This is a genomic window from Streptomyces sp. CB02056 (assembly GCF_001905545.1).
GTDB lineage: Bacteria > Actinomycetota > Actinomycetes > Streptomycetales > Streptomycetaceae > Kitasatospora.
On the sequence record NZ_LIPD01000010.1, the window covers coordinates 40171 to 56836 of the forward strand.

Here is a 16666-nt window from a genome sequence, read left to right on the forward strand (position 1 = left end):
CCGGCCAGTCCGGACGGATCCGCCGGGTGGAACGCCGAGTCCTGCCGCTGCCCGGTGGTTCGAAACGAACTCTGTACGGCAGGAGCGGGGGACCCACAGGTAAGTCGCCGGACCGGAGTTCGCGCCTCAGGGCGCGGGCGTCCAGGACCGGCTTGGGGTGAAGCCGCGCAAGCGGCCGGGCAACTCCAGCCCGAACCCGACAGCTCACCTCGCAGGCGTCGGAGAGGAAAATTCCATGCCTGCACAGGCTCGTCGTATCGCCCTGCCCCGCGCCGCCCGCATCGGCATCGCCACCGCCGTCACCGGTGTGTCCTTCGCCCTCCCGCTCGTCACCGCGATGAGCGCCCAGGCCCACACCCCGGCCGCTCCGGCCGCCGCCTCCACCGAGGCCAAGCAGGCCGCGAAGGCCGCCGCTCCGGCCGCCCAGGCCACGCAGGAGAGCTACCGCGTCGTCAGCGGTGACACCCTGTCCAAGATCGCCGACGCCAAGAACGTCGAGGGCGGCTGGCGCGCGCTGTACGAGCAGAACCGCTCGGTCGTCGGCGCCAACCCGAACCTGATCTTCCCGGGCCAGCAGCTCGCGCTGTCCGGCCACGCCGCCGCGCCGGCCGCCGACGCCGCCCCGGCGAAGCCCGCCGCTCCGGCCAAGCCCGCCAAGCCGTCCGCTCCGGCGACCCAGGCCGCCAAGCCGCAGGCCCAGGTCCAGGTGCAGACCGAGGCCGCCAAGCCGTCCGCGCAGCTCGAGACCCAGCTCCAGGTCGCCGTTCCGGCCCAGGCCGTGACCGCCACTCCGGTCGCCGCCGCCACCTCCGGCTTCGTCGCCCCGCTGGCCGGCCCGCGGCTCGGCACCGCCTACGGCGTGGCCGGCTCGATGTGGGCTTCCGGTCACCACACCGGCCAGGACTTCGTCGCCTCCACCGGCACCCCGCTGCGCGCCGTCGCCAACGGTGTCGTGGTCAAGGCCGGCAACGGCGGCGCCTACGGCAACGAGGTCGAGATCAGGCTCGCCGACGGCCACTACGCCGAGTACGCGCACCTCTCCTCGATCGGTGTGAGGATCGGTCAGACCGTCACCGCCGGCCAGCAGATCGGCCTCTCCGGCGCCACCGGCAACGTGACCGGCCCGCACCTGCACTTCGAGATCCGCAACGGCTCGGAGTACGGCTCGGACATCAACCCGGTCGCCTACCTGCGCGCGCACGGCGTCGCGCTCTGATCCAGAGATTCCAGGAACCACCGCCGCTGCGGGCGAACCGATCGCCCGGGATGGTCATGTCGGGTGACCGCTCGACCGGGTGATCGCCGCACGGCGGACATGGGCGCGGGACACGCCCAGGCCGGCCCGGCCGCATGAGGACCTCCTCGTGCGGCCGGGCCGGCCGCTTTCGTTCCCGGGGCCGCCCGGGGTGTTCGAGCGATCGAACGAAGCGTCAACTCCGGTGTCCCGCAGGGCGGTCGCCGGGATCTCCGGGCGCCTCCGGGGCGCCATGCTGGCGGACGGTCAGCGCCCGGCCGGTCCGGCGGTCGGGCGGGGCCGGGAGGCGAGGAGGCCGGATGGCGGTCCGCAGCGGGGGCGTGGCGGGGGAGACGGCCGGGCGGGAGCGGCCCGGGGCGGGCGGGGTCGACCGGCTGAAGGCGGACTCGGTCGGCCTGGTCGGCGTGGTGTTCATGGCGCTCGCCACCGCCGCCCCGATCACCGCGATGACCGGCAACCTGCCGATCATCGTCGGTCAGGGCAACGGCGCGGGCGCGCCCGCCGCGTACATCGTGGCGACCGTGGTGCTGACGGTGTTCTCGGTCGGCTACGTGGCGATGGCCCGGCACATCACCGCGGCCGGCGCGTTCTACGGCTACGTCTCGCACGGGCTGGGGCGGGTGGCGGGGATGGCCTCGGGGCTGCTCGCGGTGCTCGCGTACGTCGTCACCGAGGCCGCGGCCCTCGGCTTCTTCGCGTACTCGCTGCGCGGGCTGGTCCGTTCGCAGCTGGGGGTGGACGTCGGCTGGGGCTGGTACGCGCTGTTCGGGGCGGCGGTGATCGGGGTGATGGGCTGGTTCGACCTGCATCTGACGGCCAGGGTGCTCGGGGTCGCGCTGGTGCTGGAGATCGGCGTCCTGTCGGCGGTCTCACTGGCGGTGCTGCTCTCCGGCGGCGGGCCGGACGGGCTCGCGGCCGGGACCCTGAACCCGCTGAACGCGCTGAAGGGGGTGGGGAGTTCGGGCACCTCGGCGGCCGGGCTCGGACTGTTCTTCGCGTTCTGGTCCTGGGTGGGCTTCGAGTCCACCGCGATGTACGGCGAGGAGTCCCGCGACCCGAAGCGGGTGGTGCCGCGGGCCACGCTGATCTCCGTGATCGGGGTCGGGCTGCTCTACGTCTTCGTGTCCTGGATGATCGTGTCCGGCAACGGGGTCGAGCGGGCGGTCGCGGTGGCGGGCGGCGCGGTGCCGGGCAAGGACGGCAACAGCCTGTTCTTCGACCAGCTCGCCGCGCACCTGGGGGCCTGGGCGGTGAAGGTCTTCCAATGGCTGGTCGTCACCGGCTCGTTCGCCTGCGCGATGGCCTTCCACCAGTGCGCGGCCCGGTACCTGTACGCGATCGGGCGGGAGGGGCTGCTGCACCCGGCGCTCGGCCGCACCCATCCGCGGCACGGCTCGCCGCACGTCGCCTCGGTGACGCAGTCGGTCATCGCGGTGGGGCTGGTGGCGGGGTTCCTGGCGGCCGGCATGGACCCCTACGCGCACCTGTACACGCTGCTGGCGCTGCTCGGGACGATGGCGATCCTGGTCGTGCAGACGCTCTGCTCCTTCGCCGTGGTCGGGTACTTCCACGTGCGCGGACGGCACCCGGAGACGGCGCACTGGTTCCGGACGCTGGCCGCGCCGCTGGCGGGCGGGGTGGCGATGGCCGGGGTGGTGGTGCTGCTGGTGCTCAACCGGGACGCCGCGGCGGGGGAGGCGGCGCACACGCTGCTGTTCCGGCTGATCCCGTACCTGGTGATCGGGGTGTTCGCGGGCGGGATCGGGCTGGCGCTCGCGGTGCGCCGGTGGCGGCCCGGGCTGTACGCGCGGATCGGGCGGGTGGTGCTGGAGGACGCGGTCGAGCGGTGACCGGGCCGGGCCGCGGTGGCCGGCGGGCCCGGGCGTTCGCGCCGGGCGGGCCCGGGTTCAGCGCCGGTGGACCGGCAGGCCGTACTGGGCGGCGGCCAGCAGCTCGTGCATCCGGTGGCCGAAGTCGTCGGTGTCCCGGGCGGGTTCGGGGAAGACCAGGCGGACGTCGCGGTGGCCGTGCGAGTGGTCCAGGCGCAGCACCAGGCCGTGGCGGTCCAGGGCGAGCGGGCGGACCTCCGGGGCGTGGGCGAGCACGGCCGGGTCGAGCAGCCGGGTGAGGACGTCGAGCGCCTCGGCGTGGTCGTCGGCGAGGTGGGTGAGCAGCATGGCCTCGTACCGGGCCAGCGGGTCGGGGGTGGCCAGGGCGAGGTCGGCGCCGGTGATCGCGCCGGTGGCGTACGGGGTGGCGAGGACGGCGTGGGCGACGTCCACTCGCAGGTGCACGCCGAGGCCGTCGTCGGTGAGGTGGGCCGGTCGCAGTCGGCCGGCCAGGGTGAGGCGGGCGCGGACGCGGTCGCGGACGGCGACGGGGGCGATGTCGGTGACGTCGAGGACGACGGCGAGGCCCTCGGCGGCGCCGACGGCGGCCGTGGTCAGCGGGTCGTCCAGGGCGGCGCGCAGCCGCAGCCGGGAGCCGTGCACGGAGACCTGGGTGTCCAGGTGGTGGTGCTCGCCCAGGGCGCGGACGGTGAGCGAGGAGGTCGTGCTGAGCAGGCTGTGGATCCGGTCGGCGGTGCTGGGCTCGGGGACCTCGGTGTCGCCGGTGGGCAGGCTCATGGACGGACCTCCAGTTAGTTAGGTGAGCCTAACCTAATGTGCGGCTGGGGGTGTGGCAAGCAGGCGGTGGGGTGAGCAGGCGGGCCCGGGCAGGCGGAAGGGCCCGGACGCGCGGGTGGCGTCCGGGCCCTTCCGTCGGGCGGGGCCGGGTCAGCCGATGACGGCCTGGGCGTCGATCTCGACCAGCATCGGCTCCTGCGGCAGCTCGACGAAGACGGTGGTGCGGCACGGCTTCACGCCGCCGGGCTTGATGTTCTCGTCGATGAACTCGGCGTAGACCTCGTTCATCAGCGGGAAGTCGGCGCGCTTGGTGAGGTAGACGCGGAACATCACCACGTCCTCGATGGTGGCGCCGCCGGCCTCGACGATGGCCTTGACGTTCTCCAGGGTGCGGCGGGTCTGCGCCTTCACGTCGCCGTGGTGCAGGTACTCGCCGGTGGCCGGGTCCTGCGGGCCCTGGCCGGAGACCTGGAGGAACGGGCCCTTGCGGACGCCCTGGGAGAACATCCAGGCGGGGGCGGGGGCGCCGTCGGTGCGGATCTCGGTCTTCTCGAAGGTCTGGGGGTGCTCGGCGGACATCGGGTTCCTTACGTTGTGTGACGGTTCGTCAGTTGTGGTCGGGGCGGCCGCAGTCGGCCGAGACGGCGCGGGTGGTGGCGAGCAGCTGCGGGAGCAGGTCCAGCACCTGCTCGTACGGCAGGACGACGTCCGGGACGGAGATCGAGGCGGCGGCGACCACTCGCCCGCTGGCGTCCCGGACGGGCGCGGCCACGCAGTTGATGAAGGACTCGTGCTCGGCGTGGTCCTGCGCCCAGCCCTGGGCGGCGACCCTCTCCAGCTCGGCGAGCAGCGCCTCGGGGGAGGTCAGGGTGCGTTCGGTGTGCCGGACGAAGTCGATCCCGGCCACCACCCGGCGCCGCTCCGGCAGCGGCAGGTCGGCCAGCAGCACCTTGGAGACGGCGGCGCTGTGCAGGGCGGCGCGCAGGCCGATCCGGGAGTACATCCGCACCGGGTGGCGGGAGTCGAACTTGTCGATGTAGACCACCTCGCCGCCCTCGTACGCGGCCAGGTGCACGGTCTGGCCGGTGGCGGCGTTCAGCTCGGCCAGGTGCGGGGCGGCGATCCGGCGCACGCCGCGCTGCTCCAGGGCCAGGCCGGAGAGCGCGAAGAGGCCGGCGCCCAGGTGGTAGCGGTAGGCCGCGTCGCGATAGACGAACCGTTCCTCTTCGAGGCTCTGCAGCAGTCGGAGCACGGTCGTCTTGTGGACGCCGAGCACCTCGGCGAGCTGGTCGAGGGAGCGCTCGCCCTCGCCGAGCTCGGCGAGGATGCGCAGGGCGCGGGTGACGGTCTGACTCATCCTGCTCCGCTTCGAGGGCTGGGGTTCCCGCTCATTGTGCCCGGGCCTGGTCGGCGGACGACGACCGGTCGGCGCACGGCGTCCGGTCGGTCGGGCGTGCGACGCCGGCGGGCAGGGACGGGCCGGTGATGCCCTCCGGGGTGACCCGGGTGCCGGCCCACTGGGCGGGGGAGGCGTCGAGCAGGGCGGCCACCACGGCGGCGTCCGGCAGCTCGGCCTGGTCGCCGGGGGCGGTCAGCGCGCAGGCGGCGCTCAGGTGGCCGAGCCGCAGCCGGCGCCGCTGGTCCAGGCCCCGGACGGTGCCGGCCAGGTAGCCGGCCGCGAAGGCGTCGCCGGCGCCGGTGGCCTCGACCACCTCGACCGCGAGGGCCGGCTCGGTGACCGCCGTACCGTCCTGCTCCAGGGCGGTGACCTGCCGGGCCGCGTCCTTGACCACGACGGTGGCCGGGGCGGGGAAGCGGCGGCGGAGCTCGGCCGGGTCGCCGGTGCCGAAGGCGGCCTCGGCCTCGTCGGCGCCGAGCAGCAGCAGGTCGGCGGCGTCCAGCAGCGGCGGCAGGACGGCCGGGTCGCGGTCGAGCCAGAGCGAGGGGCGCCAGTTGAGGTCGAAGCTGACCAGGCGGCCCGGACGGCGGTCGGCGAGCAGGGCGCGCAGCAGGGCCAGGCAGTCGTCGGAGAGCGCGGCGGTGATGCCGGACAGGTGCAGCAGCCGGGCGCCGGCCAGCAGCGCGGCGGCGGCCGGGTCGGCGAGCAGGCCGGGGGAGAGCGCGGCGGCCGCGGAGCCGCGCCGGTGGTAGTGCAGCCGGCTGCGGCCGGGGCCGAGGTCGTGGCGGTCGCCGGTGGTGCCGCCGACCTCCTTCAGGTAGAGCCCGGTCGGGCGGTGCGGGTCGACCGTGACCGCCGAGACGTCCACGCCGCGGGCGGCGACCTCGGCGAGCAGCCGGCGGCCGAAGCCGTCGTCGCCGACCCGGCTGATCCAGGCGGTCGGCACGCCGTGCGCGGCCAGCGCGCCCGCCACGTTGGACTCCGCGCCGCCGACCGAGAGCCGGAAGTTCTCCACCGACTCGAGCGGGCCCGGGCGGTCCGGCAGCAGGACGGCCATCGACTCGCCCACGCACACGGCCGTCGGGGGAGCGCCGGGGCGGGTCGGGCCCTGGGTGTCCTGTCGCGGCATGTGCGGGGCTCCTCGTCTGCGGCCGTTCCGTCGAGAGCGGGCCCACCGGGCCGACTCCGTGGCGCGTGAACGCCGCGTTCGTCCGTGAGCACCGCGTTCTCCGCGAGCACCGCACGTGAGCCGACCCCGTCGACCGGGAGCCCGGTCCGTTGACCGTGATCCGGCGCCGATGCTAGAACCGTGTTGCCAGCATGTGCAACCCTCGTTGCGCATGTTGCAACCTGTGCGGATGGAGGAACACGGTGGAGCAGACCTTCGCAAGCAGCGGTACCGGGCCGGGGATCGCCCGGGGAGCGGTGGCGGCCCTGGCCGACGAACCGCTCGACTGGCGGTTCAAAGCCGCTCCGCCGCAGTCGTGGGGCCGCAGCACGCGGGAGTGGCTCGCCACCGGCCCCACCCTCTCCTCGCTCGGCACCCCGCTGCTCACCCTCGACGGCGCCGCCCTCGACCACAACGTCCGCACCATGGCCGACTGGTGCGCCAAGGCGGGCGTCGCGCTCGCCCCGCACGGCAAGACCACCATGGCGCCCGCCCTCTGGCAGGCGCAGCTCGACGCCGGAAGCCACGGCATCACCCTCGCCAACCTGCCGCAGGTGCGGATCGCCCGGGCCTTCGGGGTCCAGCGCATCCTGCTCGCCAACGCCCTGCTCGACCCGGCCGGACTGGCCTGGCTCGCCGACGAACTCGCCGCCGACCCGGACTTCGCCTTCCTCTCCTGGGTCGACTCCGTCGAGAGCGTGCGGCTGATGGACGAGGCGCTGCGCGCCGCCGGGGCCGAACGGCCGGTCGAGGTGCTGGTCGAGCTCGGCGGCCCCGGCGGGCGGACCGGCGCCCGCGGTGCGGACGCCGCCGTCGAGGTCGCCGCCGCGGTGCTGCGCGCCCCCACCCTGCGGCTGGCGGGCATCGGCGGCTACGAGGGCGCGATCGCGCACGACGCCTCGACCGAGGGACTGGCCGCCGTCCGCGGCTACCTGCGGGAGCTCGGCGAGCTGCACGGCCGGCTGGCGAGCGCCTACCCGGACGGCACCCCGCCGGTGGTCTCGGCCGGCGGCAGCGCCTACTTCGACCTGGTGGTCGAGGAGTTGGCGAACCTGCCGGAGTCGTTCACGGTGCTGCGCTCGGGCGCGTACATCGCCCACGACGACGGCTTCTACCGGGGCATCTCGCCGCTGGCCCGGGACGGCGGGCGGACGCCGTTCCGCGGCGCGCTGCACGGCTGGGCCCGGGTCGTCTCCCGGCCCGAGCCGCAGCTCGCGCTGCTGGACGCCGGCAAGCGCGACCTGCCCTTCGACGAGGGCCTGCCGGAGCCGCAACGGGTGCGCGGCGGCGCCGAGTTGACCGGAACGGCGGCCCGGATCACGGCACTCAACGACCAGCACGCCTTCCTGCGGGACGCGGGCGACCTCGCGCCGATCGGCGCCGTGCTGCGGCTGGGCGTCTCGCACCCCTGCACCGCCTTCGACAAGTGGACGGCGATCCCGGTGCTGGACTCCGCGGACGCGGCCGAGCCGAAGGTCACCGGCCTGGTCAGGACGTTCTTCTGATGCCCGGGGAGAGAGCGGCCCGCGGGGGCGCGACGGTCTTCCGGGGCGCCACCGTGGTGGACGGCACCGGCGCGGAGCGCTACCGGGCGGACGTCCGGATCGCCGACGGCCTGATCGTCGAGATCGCCAGGACCGGCGAGTCCGGTGAGGGCGGCGGGACCGGCGGGATCGGCAAGGGCCCCGGCACGGCCGAGGTGGTGGACGCCGACGGGCTGGTACTGGCCCCCGGCTTCATCGACATGCACGCCCACTCCGACCTCGCCCTGCTGCGCGAACCCGAGCACCCGGCCAAGGTCACCCAGGGCGTCACCTGCGAGGTCCTCGGCCAGGACGGCCTGTCCTACGCCCCGGTCGACGATGCCACGCTGCCCGCGCTGCGCCGCCAACTCGCGGGCTGGAACGGCGATCCGGACGGCTTCGACTGGGACTGGCGGGACGTCGCCGGCTACCTCGACCGGATCGACCGCAGCGGCGTCGCCGTCAACGCCTGCTACCTCGTCCCGCACGGCACGCTGCGGATGCTCGTCATGGGCTGGGCCAACCGTCCGCCCACCCCCGGCGAACTCGACCGGATGCGGCAGGTGCTGGCGAAGAGCCTGCTGGACGGCGCGGTCGGCATGTCCAGCGGCCTCAGCTACACCCCCGGGATGTACGCGGACACCGCCGAGCTGGTCGAGCTGTGCACCGTCGTCGCGGCCTACGGCGGCTTCCACGCCCCGCACCAACGCTCTTACGGCGAAGGGGCGTTGGAGGGCTACGCGGAGATGGTGGAGATCGCCCGGCGGAGCGGCTGCGCGCTGCACCTGACCCACGCCACGATGAACTTCGGGGTCAACCGGGGCCGGGCCGGCGAGCTGCTGGAGCTCCTCGACCGGGCGCTCGCCGACGGCGTGGACCTCACCCTGGACAGCTACCCCTACCTGCCCGGCTCCACCACCCTGGCCGCCCTGCTGCCGAGTTGGGCCACCGAGGGCGGCCCGGCCGCGACGCTGGCGCGGCTCGACGACCCCGCGCAGTGCGCGAGGATCCGGTACGAGGTGGAGGAGAAGGGCAGCGACGGCTGCCACGGAGTGGTCACCGACTGGGCGACGATCCAGATCTCCGGCGTCGGCTCGGCCCCGCTCGCCGGGACGGTCGGCCGCACCGTCGCCGAACTGGCCGTCGAGGAGCGGCGGACCGGCACCGAGGTCTTCCTGGACCTGCTGCGCCGGGACGGGCTGGCCACCACCATCCTCCAGCACGTCGGGCACGAGGAGAACGTCCGGGCGATCATGCGCCACCGCGCGCACACCGTCGGCAGCGACGGACTGCTGGTCGGCGCCCGGCCGCACCCGCGCGCCTGGGGCACCTTCCCGCGCTACCTCGGCCACTACAGCCGGGAGTTGGGAGTTCTCACGCTGGAGGAGACGATCGCCCGGATGACCGGCCGCCCCGCCGCCCGGCTGGGACTGGACCGGCGGGGCCGGATCGCCCCCGGCCACCACGCCGACCTGGTGCTCCTCGACCCCGGGAAGGTCCGGGACGCCGCCACCTTCGAGGACCCCCGGCTGCCCGCCGAGGGCATCGAGTACGTGTACGTCAACGGCAGCGCCGTCGTCCGGGAGGGCCGCACCACCGGCGCCCGACCCGGGCGTGCCCTGCGCCGAACCGACCGAGGAACCCTGGCCATATGACCGAGCCGTCCGCCCCGACCGACCCCACCTCCGACCCCTCCGTTCCGACCGGGCTTTCCGTCCTGCGCGACGAACCGGTGATCGCGGTGGTCCGCGCACCCCGGATCCCGGACGCCGCCGCGCTCTGCGCCGCCCTCGCCGAGGGCGGCGTCAACCTGACCGAATTCACCTACACCACACCGGATGTGACGGACCATCTGTTCCGGGCCTCGAAGGCCGGCTGGCGGGTCGGCGTCGGAACGGTGCTGACCGCCGAGCAGGCTCGGCGCGGGGTCGAGGCGGGGGCGTCCTTCCTGGTCACCCCCGGCTGCCGCCCCGAGGTCGCCGAGGCGGCGGCCACCGCCGGGGTGCCGGTGGTGCTCGGGGCGCTCACCCCGACCGAGGTGGCGCACGCGGTGGACCTCGGGGCCGCCGCCGTCAAGATCTTCCCGGCCCGGGCGTTCGGCCCCGGCTACTTCAAGGACCTGCGCGGCCCGTACCCCGACGTGCCGCTGGTGGCCTCCGGCGGGGTGAACGCGGGCAACGCCGCCGCGTTCCTGGCGCACGGCGCGCTCGCGGTCTGCGCGGGGACGGACGTGGTGCCGCCGGACGTGGTCGCGGCGGGGGACTGGGCGGAGATCACCCGGCGGGCCCGGGCGTTCACGGCGGCCTGCGCCGGGGCGGCGGGGGCGTAGCGGGCCGTCGACATCTGCGGTGGGGGCGCAGTCGGGCCGTCGGTGTTCGCGGCGGGGCATCGGCGTCTGCGGCGGGGCGAGGCGGGCTGTCGGGACGGCCGGGATTGGACGAGAATCGGGGGCACCCGGCTCGGCCCCGGCCGAGCCCGTCCCGGCCCAGCCCCTCCCCGCCCGGCCAGCCCCGGGCCCCGGACCCGGCAGGAGGAACCGCCCATGACCTCGACCCGCCCCGGCCCCGACTGGCTCGCCGACGCCGTGCTGTACCAGATCTACCCCCAGAGCTTCGCCGACTCCGACGGCGACGGCATCGGCGACTTCGCCGGCATCGCCGAGCACCTGGACCACCTCGCCTGGCTCGGCGTCGACACCGTCTGGCTCAACCCCTGCTTCGCCTCGCCGTTCCGCGACGCCGGGTACGACGTCGCCGACTACCTCACCCCGGCCCCGCGCTACGGCAGCACCGAGGACCTGGCCGCCCTGGTGGAGGCCGCCCGCGGCAAGGGCATCCGGGTCCTGCTGGACCTGGTGGCCGGGCACACCTCCGACCGCCACCCCTGGTTCCTGGCCTCCGCCGAGGACCCGTCCGACCACCGGTACATCTGGTCCGACCGCCCGGTGGACGGCTTCGTCGCCTCGCCCGGCAGCCGCCCCGGCTGGTACCTGCCGAACTTCTTCGACTGTCAGCCCGCGCTCAACTTCGGCTACGCACGCGGCAGTTCCGAGGAACCCTGGCGGCAGTCGGTGGACGCGGACGGCCCGCGCGCCAACCGGGCGGCGCTGCGCGCGATCATGGCGCACTGGCTCGGCCTCGGGGTGTCCGGCTTCCGGGTGGACATGGCCTACTCGCTGGTCAAGGACGACCCCGGCAAGGTGGAGACCGCCAAGCTCTGGACCGAGCTGCGCGACTGGCTGGACCGCGCCCACCCCGAGGCCGTCCTGCTCGCCGAGTGGGGAGACCCGGCCGCCGCCGTCACGGCCGGCTTCCACGCCGACTTCTTCCTGCACTTCGGCGGCGCGGACCACGGCCTGCCGCTGCGCTCGCTCTGGAACAACAACGGCGGGACGGTCGAGGAGTTCTGGCACCAGGAGGCCTGCTACTTCGAGGCCGAGGGCCGGGGCACCCCGCAGTCCTTCCTGGACGCCTGGCGCTCCGCCGCCGAACTCACCGAGGGCGGCGGGCAGATCGTGCTGCCCACCGCCAACCACGACTTCTCCCGGCTGGCCACCGGCCCGCGCACCGCGGAGCAGCTCGCCCCCGCCTTCGCCTTCCTGCTCACCTGGCCCACCCTCCCGGCGGTCTACTACGGCGACGAGATCGGCATGCGCTACCTGCCGGGCCTGCCCGACACCGAGGGCAGCGTCCTCGGGCCGCGGTTCAACCGGGCCGGCTCGCGCACCCCGATGCAGTGGATGCCCGGCCCCACCGCCGGCTTCTCCAGCGCCCCGCCCGAGCGGCTGTACCTGCCGGTGGACCCGGACCCGCACCGCCCGGACGTGCTCTCCCAGCGTGCCGACCCGACCTCGCTGCTGCACACCGTCCGGCGGCTGATCGCGCTGCGCCGGGCGCACCCGGGGCTGGGCGCGGCCGGCGGGGTGGAGGTCCGGCACACCGGCTACCCGCTGGTGTACACCCGGGCCGGGCGGTACCTGGTGGCGGTCAATCCGCGCCGGGAGCCGGCGTCCGTCCGGCTGCCGGGCCTGCCGGAGGGCGTCCCGTCGGCGCCGGGCGTCCGGCCGCTGGAGGTGCAGGGCGTGCGGGTGGCGGACGGGGAGCTGCGGGCGGACGGGTTCTCGTACGGGGTGTTCGAGCTGGGCTGAGCGCGGGCGGGGCGGTCGGGCCGAATGCGGCTGCGGTAGCCGGGCCGAGTGCGGCGGGGAGCCGGGTCCTGTTCGGGGCCCGGCTTCCGATCGGTGTCGGATAGTTGTAAGCTACATCGATAGATGGTTGCATTTACCACCCTCATTGGTTGCATTTGCCACCTTCATGATCAAGCTGACAGACACGCCACCGGAGGACGGTACGAACGCCATGAGCACACCCCGGAACCCCGCCGCAGCGCCCACCCTGGGGCACTCGCTCAAGCACCTGGCCGTCCACCTGATCACCCCGCTGCTGATGTGCCTGGGCATGGCGCTCGCCTACCAGGGCGCCTTCCACCAGCCCGAGCCCCACCACCTCAAGGTGGCGGTGGTCGGCACCACGCCGCAGGCGCAGGGCCTGGCGCAGGCCATCCAGGGCAAGGCCGGGAACGCGCTCGACGTCCGCACCGTGGACGACCGGGCCGCCGCCGAGCAGCAGCTGCGCGACCGGGACCTGGTGGGCGCCTTCGTGCCGGACGCCAAGAGCCCCGAGCTGATCGTCGCCAAGGGGAACTCGGACACCTCGGTGGTGGCCGCCACGGCGGTGTTCACCAACGTCACCGACCGGCAGGGCGTGCCGCTGCACGTCACCGACCTGACCACCCCGGCCGCGGGCGACCCGACCGGACAGGGCCTGTTCTTCCTGCTGGTCGCACTGAGCATCGGCTCCTACGCCAGCGTCGCGGTGATCGGCGCCGCCGGCGCGGGGCTGAGCATGGCGGTCCGGGCGCTGGTCGGGGTGGCGGTCTCGCTGGCGGTCAGCGTGATCGGCATCGTCACCGCCGGGCCGGTCTTCCACGTGGTCGACCACGACTACGCGGCGATCTGGGCGCTGGGCTGGCTCTACTCGGCGGGCATCGTGCTGATCGGCATCGGCCTGCACAGCTTCCTGAAGAAGTGGACCACGCTGGCCCTGATGGTGCTGTTCGTGATGCTGAACTTCACCTCCTCCGGCGGCATCTACCGGCCCGAGCTGCAGAACGGGTTCTTCGGCGGCCTGCACGGCTTCTGGACCGGCGCCGGCTTCCTGGAGGGCGCGCGCAGCATCATGTACTTCGACGGCGGCGCGGGCCTCGGCGGGCACGTCGTGACCCTGCTGGTCTGGCTGCTGCTCGGCGGGGCGGCGCTGGTGGCCGCGGCGATGTACGAGGGCCGCGGGCGCCGTCCGGTGGAGACGCCGGCGGAGGCCGAGGAGGAGATGGAGGAGGCGGTCGCGGTCTGACCACGCCCCTCGGAAGGCTTCACCGGGTGCCGCGGGCATCGGCACCGGGTGGGGATCGGCGGCCCGCGCCCGGCCCTGGACAAGCCGGACGCGGGCCTCGGCGTCCCCCCGTACGTGCCTGGCGGTACGCCGCCTGCCCGATGAGGGCCTGGCCGACCACCAGGGTGTGGATCTCGCCGGTGCCCGTCGGGGTCACCCTGGCGTGCGGGTGCGGTGCGGGGTGCTCATGGGCGGTCCTCGGGGTCCTTGTCGTACGGGTCGGTCGGGTAGGTCGGGGCGTCCTGGTCGTGCGGGGCGTCCAGCCAGGCGGTGAGCTCGGCGGTGTGCTCGCCGAGCCGGGGCGGGGGCAGGTGGTAGCGGGGCGGGGTGCGGGAGAGGCCGATCGGGTTGGCGACCAGCTCCAGCGGGCGGCCGTTCGGGCCGGGCAGCGGCGCCCGCGGGTGCAGGCCGAGCGAGTCGGCGAGGGCGAAGGCCCCGGCCAGGTCGTTGACCGGTCCGCAGGGCACGCCGAGCGGGGTGAGGACCGCGAACCACTCGGCGGCGGTGCGGCGTTCGAGCCGGGCGGTGAGCTCGCGGGCCAGCGCGCCCACGTGCGCGACCCGGTCGGCGTTGGTGGCGAAGCGCGGGTCGGCGGCCAGCTCGGGGGCGCCCACGCCCCGGCAGAGCGCGGCGAACTGCCGGTCGTTGCCGACCGCGACGACCAGCGGGCGGTCGGCGGAGGCGAACACCTCGTACGGGGCGATGGAGGGGTGGCGGTTGCCGAGGATGCCGGGCACGGCGCCGGCCAGGGTGTAGCCGGCGGACTGGTTGACCAGGCCGGAGAGCAGGGTGGAGAGCAGGTTCAGCTCCACCAGCTGGCCCCGGCCGGTGGCCTCGCGCTCGCGCAGCGCGGCCAGCACGCCGACCGCCGCGTGCAGTCCGGTCAGGACGTCCACCAGTGCGACGCCGGTCTTCACCGGCTCGCCGGGGGCCGGGCCGGTGACGGACATCAGGCCGCCGACGGCCTGCACCAGCAGGTCGTAGCCGGGCAGTCCAGCGCCCTCGCCGGAGCCGAAGCCGGTGATCGAGCAGTAGACCAGCCGCGGGTTGAGCTCCTCGGCGCGGTCCGGGCCGAGGCCGTGGCGGGCCATCGTGCCGGGGCGGAAGTTCTCCACCAGTACGTCGGCGCGGCGGACGAGTTCGACGGCGCGGGCGTGGTCGGCCGGGTCGCGCAGGTCGAGGGTGAGGGAGCGCTTGTTGCGGTTGACGGAGAGGAAGTAGGTGGCCTCGCCCTGGGCGTGCGGCGGGCCCCAGGCGCGGGTGTCGTCGCCGGTGCCGGGCTGCTCGACCTTGATCACGTCGGCGCCGAGGTCGGCCAGCAGCATGGTCAGGTAGGGCGCGGCGAGGACCCGGCCGAAGTCGGCGACCAGGACGCCGTCCAGCGGGAGCCCGGTCACGACCGCCCCCTGGCCGCCCCGGCCGCGGCCGTCGCGCCGCCGGTCGCCGGGCCACCGGCCGTCGCGTCGCCCGAGGGGGCGTCGCCGCGCAGGTGCGGGCGGGCCAGCAGGAGGTAGAGGCCGCCGGCCGCGAGCACGACCACCGCCGAGAGCAGCACCAGGTAGTTGTCGTACCAGGCGGCGTCCGGGGTGCGGCCCCAGCAGATGTTGACGATCGCGGCGACGCCGTAGACCAGCGCGCCGATGTTCACCGCCAGGCCCCAGCGGCCGAGCCGGAAGTCCCCGCTCGGGCGCCAGCCGCGCAGCCGGGCCCGCAGGGCGGCCAGCACCACCATCTGGAAAGCCAGGTAGATGCCGATGCTGGAGAAGGAGATGATCTTCGTGAGGGCGCCCTCGGAGAGCGCCGAGGCGCCCACGATGATCACGCCGGGCAGCGCCGCGGCGAGCAGCAGCGCGTACGGCGGCACCCGCAGCCGGCCCGAGACGGTGGCCAGCAGCCGGCTGCCCGCGATCATCCGGTCCCGGGCGAAGGAGTACGCGAGCCGGCTCGCCGCCGCCTGGAGGCTCAGCACGCAGGACAGGAAGGAGATCAGCACCACGCCGATCACCACCCGGGCGCCGGCCGCGCCGAAGGCGTCGTGCAGCACCTTGGCCACCGGGTCCTTGTCGTCGCCGGATGCCACCGCGCCGATGTCCTGGATCGACATCACCAGGGCCAGGCTGACCCCGATCGCCGCCGCGCCGCCGACGTAGATGGTGCGCCGCATCGACTTGGGGATCTGGCGACCCGGGTCGGCCACCTCCTCGGCGACGTCGCCGCAGGCCTCGAAGCCGAAGAACAGGAAGACCGCGATCAACCCGGCGGCCAGGAAGGCGTCGGCGTAGTTCCCGTCGCCGCCCGCGCCGAAGCGGTCGAAGACCACGCCGAGGCCGTGGTAGCGGTGCGTCAGCAGCAGCCAGGCGCCGACGGCCAGGGCGCCGAGCAGCTCGGCGGCGAAGCCGAACATGGCCGCCGCCGACAGGACTCGGGTGCCGCCGAGGTTGATCACGGTGGCGAGCGCCAGCAGGCCGAGCGCGCACCAGACGGTCGTCGCGGTGCTCGGCTCGACGCCCAGGAGGGCGGCCACGTACGGACCGGCGCCGTAGGAGACGGCCGCGATGGTGGACATCAGCGCCAGCAGGTAGACCCAGCCGGTCAACCAGCCCCAGGTGCGGCCCCAGAGCCGGCGCGCCCACGGGTACACCCCGCCGGCCACCGGGAACTGGGCGACCACCTCGCTGAACACCAGGGCCACCAGCAGCTGGCCGAGGCCCGCGATCAGGAAGCTCCAGACCATCGGCGGCCCGGCGGTCTGGAGCGAGGTGGCGAAGAGTGTGTACACGCCGACCACGGGGGAGAGATAGGTGAAGCCGAGCGAGAAGTTCGCCCAGAGGCTCATGTCGCGCTTGAACTCGGAGGTGTAGCCGAGGGCGGCCAGCCGTTCGGCGTCCGGGTCGGGGGAGTGGGCGGTGGCACGGGCACTGGCATCGGTCATGACCTGCTCCTGGGAACGTGTCGTGATGCGTCGTCAGGACGCGTCGTCGTGATGCGTCGTCGTGATGCGTCGTCGTGACGCGTCGTCGTGATGCGTGGGGGAGTGCTGCGGGGTGCTGTTCGGGCCGAGGCTGCGGGAGAACATACGAGATTGAGTTTCTAGCGGCAAGGGTGCGCGCTCGACCGGGAGGTACCCTGCGGGAAACATCCGGTCGGACGGTGATCCGGAGACGGCGGTTCGGAGTCGGCGGTTCGGAGACGCTCAGACGGCGGCGGGTGATCCGGCGGCGGGCGACCCGGCGACGGTGATCGA

At 74.6% G+C, this 16666-nt stretch carries 13 protein-coding genes and 1 riboswitch; of the genes, 7 read left to right on the forward strand and 6 right to left on the reverse strand.

The window, feature by feature from the left end; all coding sequences use genetic code 11:
• Positions 1 to 95 precede the first annotated feature (95 nt).
• A riboswitch (cyclic di-AMP (ydaO/yuaA leader) is annotated at positions 96 to 233 on the forward strand.
• 2 nt (positions 234 to 235) lie between these two features.
• Together AMK13_RS46060 and AMK13_RS27120 are read left to right on the forward strand one after the other, a co-directional pair.
• Positions 236 to 1216 (forward strand): LysM peptidoglycan-binding domain-containing M23 family metallopeptidase, encoded by a 981-nt coding sequence (locus AMK13_RS46060; RefSeq protein WP_074004477.1) that lies wholly within the window; start codon positions 236 to 238, stop codon positions 1214 to 1216.
• Positions 1217 to 1554: 338 nt separating this feature from the next.
• Positions 1555 to 3105 (forward strand): APC family permease, encoded by a 1551-nt coding sequence (locus tag AMK13_RS27120; protein WP_079272506.1) that lies wholly within the window; start codon positions 1555 to 1557, stop codon positions 3103 to 3105.
• A 57-nt stretch (positions 3106 to 3162) separates the two neighbouring features.
• Here AMK13_RS27120 and AMK13_RS27125 read toward each other — a convergent pair whose 3' ends face one another.
• From AMK13_RS27125 to AMK13_RS27140, 4 genes are all read right to left on the reverse strand, one after another.
• Positions 3163 to 3882, reverse strand: coding sequence for a DUF2470 domain-containing protein (locus AMK13_RS27125; RefSeq protein ID WP_074004478.1), 720 nt, complete (start codon positions 3880 to 3882; stop codon positions 3163 to 3165).
• 150 nt (positions 3883 to 4032) lie between these two features.
• The gene (locus AMK13_RS27130; RefSeq protein ID WP_049652385.1) at positions 4033 to 4461 is read right to left on the reverse strand and encodes a RidA family protein; all 429 of its coding nucleotides are present in this window, start codon (positions 4459 to 4461) and stop codon (positions 4033 to 4035) included.
• A 28-nt stretch (positions 4462 to 4489) separates the two neighbouring features.
• The gene (locus AMK13_RS27135; protein ID WP_049652384.1) at positions 4490 to 5239 is read right to left on the reverse strand and encodes an IclR family transcriptional regulator; all 750 of its coding nucleotides are present in this window, start codon (positions 5237 to 5239) and stop codon (positions 4490 to 4492) included.
• A gap of 31 nt (positions 5240 to 5270) precedes the next feature.
• The gene (locus AMK13_RS27140) at positions 5271 to 6410 is read right to left on the reverse strand and encodes a sugar kinase (protein WP_079272507.1); all 1140 of its coding nucleotides are present in this window, start codon (positions 6408 to 6410) and stop codon (positions 5271 to 5273) included.
• A 242-nt stretch (positions 6411 to 6652) separates the two neighbouring features.
• Between AMK13_RS27140 and AMK13_RS27145 the strand changes: the two genes are divergently transcribed.
• From AMK13_RS27145 to AMK13_RS27165, 5 genes are all read left to right on the forward strand, one after another.
• Positions 6653 to 7954 carry an alanine racemase gene (locus AMK13_RS27145; protein WP_241853052.1) on the forward strand — a complete coding sequence of 434 codons (1302 nt, stop codon included), beginning with the start codon at positions 6653 to 6655 and terminating at the stop codon, positions 7952 to 7954.
• Complete coding sequence (locus tag AMK13_RS27150) at positions 7954 to 9627, forward strand: N-acyl-D-amino-acid deacylase family protein (RefSeq protein ID WP_074004479.1); 1674 nt, start codon at positions 7954 to 7956, stop codon at positions 9625 to 9627. Before AMK13_RS27145 ends, AMK13_RS27150 begins: the two co-directional genes overlap by 1 nt.
• Positions 9624 to 10301 (forward strand): bifunctional 4-hydroxy-2-oxoglutarate aldolase/2-dehydro-3-deoxy-phosphogluconate aldolase, encoded by a 678-nt coding sequence (locus tag AMK13_RS27155; RefSeq protein ID WP_074004480.1) that lies wholly within the window; start codon positions 9624 to 9626, stop codon positions 10299 to 10301. Before AMK13_RS27150 ends, AMK13_RS27155 begins: the two co-directional genes overlap by 4 nt.
• Before the next feature lie 213 nt (positions 10302 to 10514).
• Complete coding sequence (locus AMK13_RS27160) at positions 10515 to 12119, forward strand: alpha-amylase family glycosyl hydrolase (protein ID WP_074004481.1); 1605 nt, start codon at positions 10515 to 10517, stop codon at positions 12117 to 12119.
• 211 nt (positions 12120 to 12330) lie between these two features.
• Positions 12331 to 13383: a hypothetical protein gene (locus AMK13_RS27165; protein ID WP_074004482.1), complete on the forward strand. Its 1053-nt coding sequence runs from the start codon at positions 12331 to 12333 to the stop codon at positions 13381 to 13383.
• A 224-nt stretch (positions 13384 to 13607) separates the two neighbouring features.
• On the opposite strand, the gene AMK13_RS27170 is transcribed toward AMK13_RS27165, so the two are convergent.
• Together AMK13_RS27170 and AMK13_RS27175 are read right to left on the reverse strand one after the other, a co-directional pair.
• Positions 13608 to 14747 (reverse strand): CaiB/BaiF CoA transferase family protein, encoded by a 1140-nt coding sequence (locus AMK13_RS27170; protein ID WP_241853062.1) that lies wholly within the window; start codon positions 14745 to 14747, stop codon positions 13608 to 13610.
• A gap of 68 nt (positions 14748 to 14815) precedes the next feature.
• On the reverse strand, positions 14816 to 16354 hold the full coding sequence (locus tag AMK13_RS27175) for an APC family permease (RefSeq protein WP_074004483.1): 1539 nt from the start codon (positions 16352 to 16354) through the stop codon (positions 14816 to 14818).
• Positions 16355 to 16666 lie beyond the last annotated feature (312 nt).

Excerpts from the sequence above, each read along its gene's own strand:
- AMK13_RS46060 (WP_074004477.1), top strand. The coding sequence starts at position 236 with ATGCCTGCACAGGCTCGTCGTATCGCCCTGCCCCGCGCCGCCCGCATC.
- AMK13_RS27120 (WP_079272506.1), top strand. The coding sequence starts at position 1,555 with ATGGCGGTCCGCAGCGGGGGCGTGGCGGGGGAGACGGCCGGGCGGGAG.
- AMK13_RS27125 (WP_074004478.1), bottom strand. The coding sequence starts at position 3,882 with ATGAGCCTGCCCACCGGCGACACCGAGGTCCCCGAGCCCAGCACCGCC.
- AMK13_RS27130 (WP_049652385.1), bottom strand. The coding sequence starts at position 4,461 with ATGTCCGCCGAGCACCCCCAGACCTTCGAGAAGACCGAGATCCGCACC.
- AMK13_RS27135 (WP_049652384.1), bottom strand. The coding sequence starts at position 5,239 with ATGAGTCAGACCGTCACCCGCGCCCTGCGCATCCTCGCCGAGCTCGGC.
- AMK13_RS27140 (WP_079272507.1), bottom strand. The coding sequence starts at position 6,410 with ATGCCGCGACAGGACACCCAGGGCCCGACCCGCCCCGGCGCTCCCCCG.
- AMK13_RS27150 (WP_074004479.1), top strand. The coding sequence starts at position 7,954 with ATGCCCGGGGAGAGAGCGGCCCGCGGGGGCGCGACGGTCTTCCGGGGC.
- AMK13_RS27155 (WP_074004480.1), top strand. The coding sequence starts at position 9,624 with ATGACCGAGCCGTCCGCCCCGACCGACCCCACCTCCGACCCCTCCGTT.
- AMK13_RS27160 (WP_074004481.1), top strand. The coding sequence starts at position 10,515 with ATGACCTCGACCCGCCCCGGCCCCGACTGGCTCGCCGACGCCGTGCTG.
- AMK13_RS27165 (WP_074004482.1), top strand. The coding sequence starts at position 12,331 with ATGAGCACACCCCGGAACCCCGCCGCAGCGCCCACCCTGGGGCACTCG.
- AMK13_RS27170 (WP_241853062.1), bottom strand. The coding sequence starts at position 14,747 with ATGCTGCTGGCCGACCTCGGCGCCGACGTGATCAAGGTCGAGCAGCCC.
- AMK13_RS27175 (WP_074004483.1), bottom strand. The coding sequence starts at position 16,354 with ATGACCGATGCCAGTGCCCGTGCCACCGCCCACTCCCCCGACCCGGAC.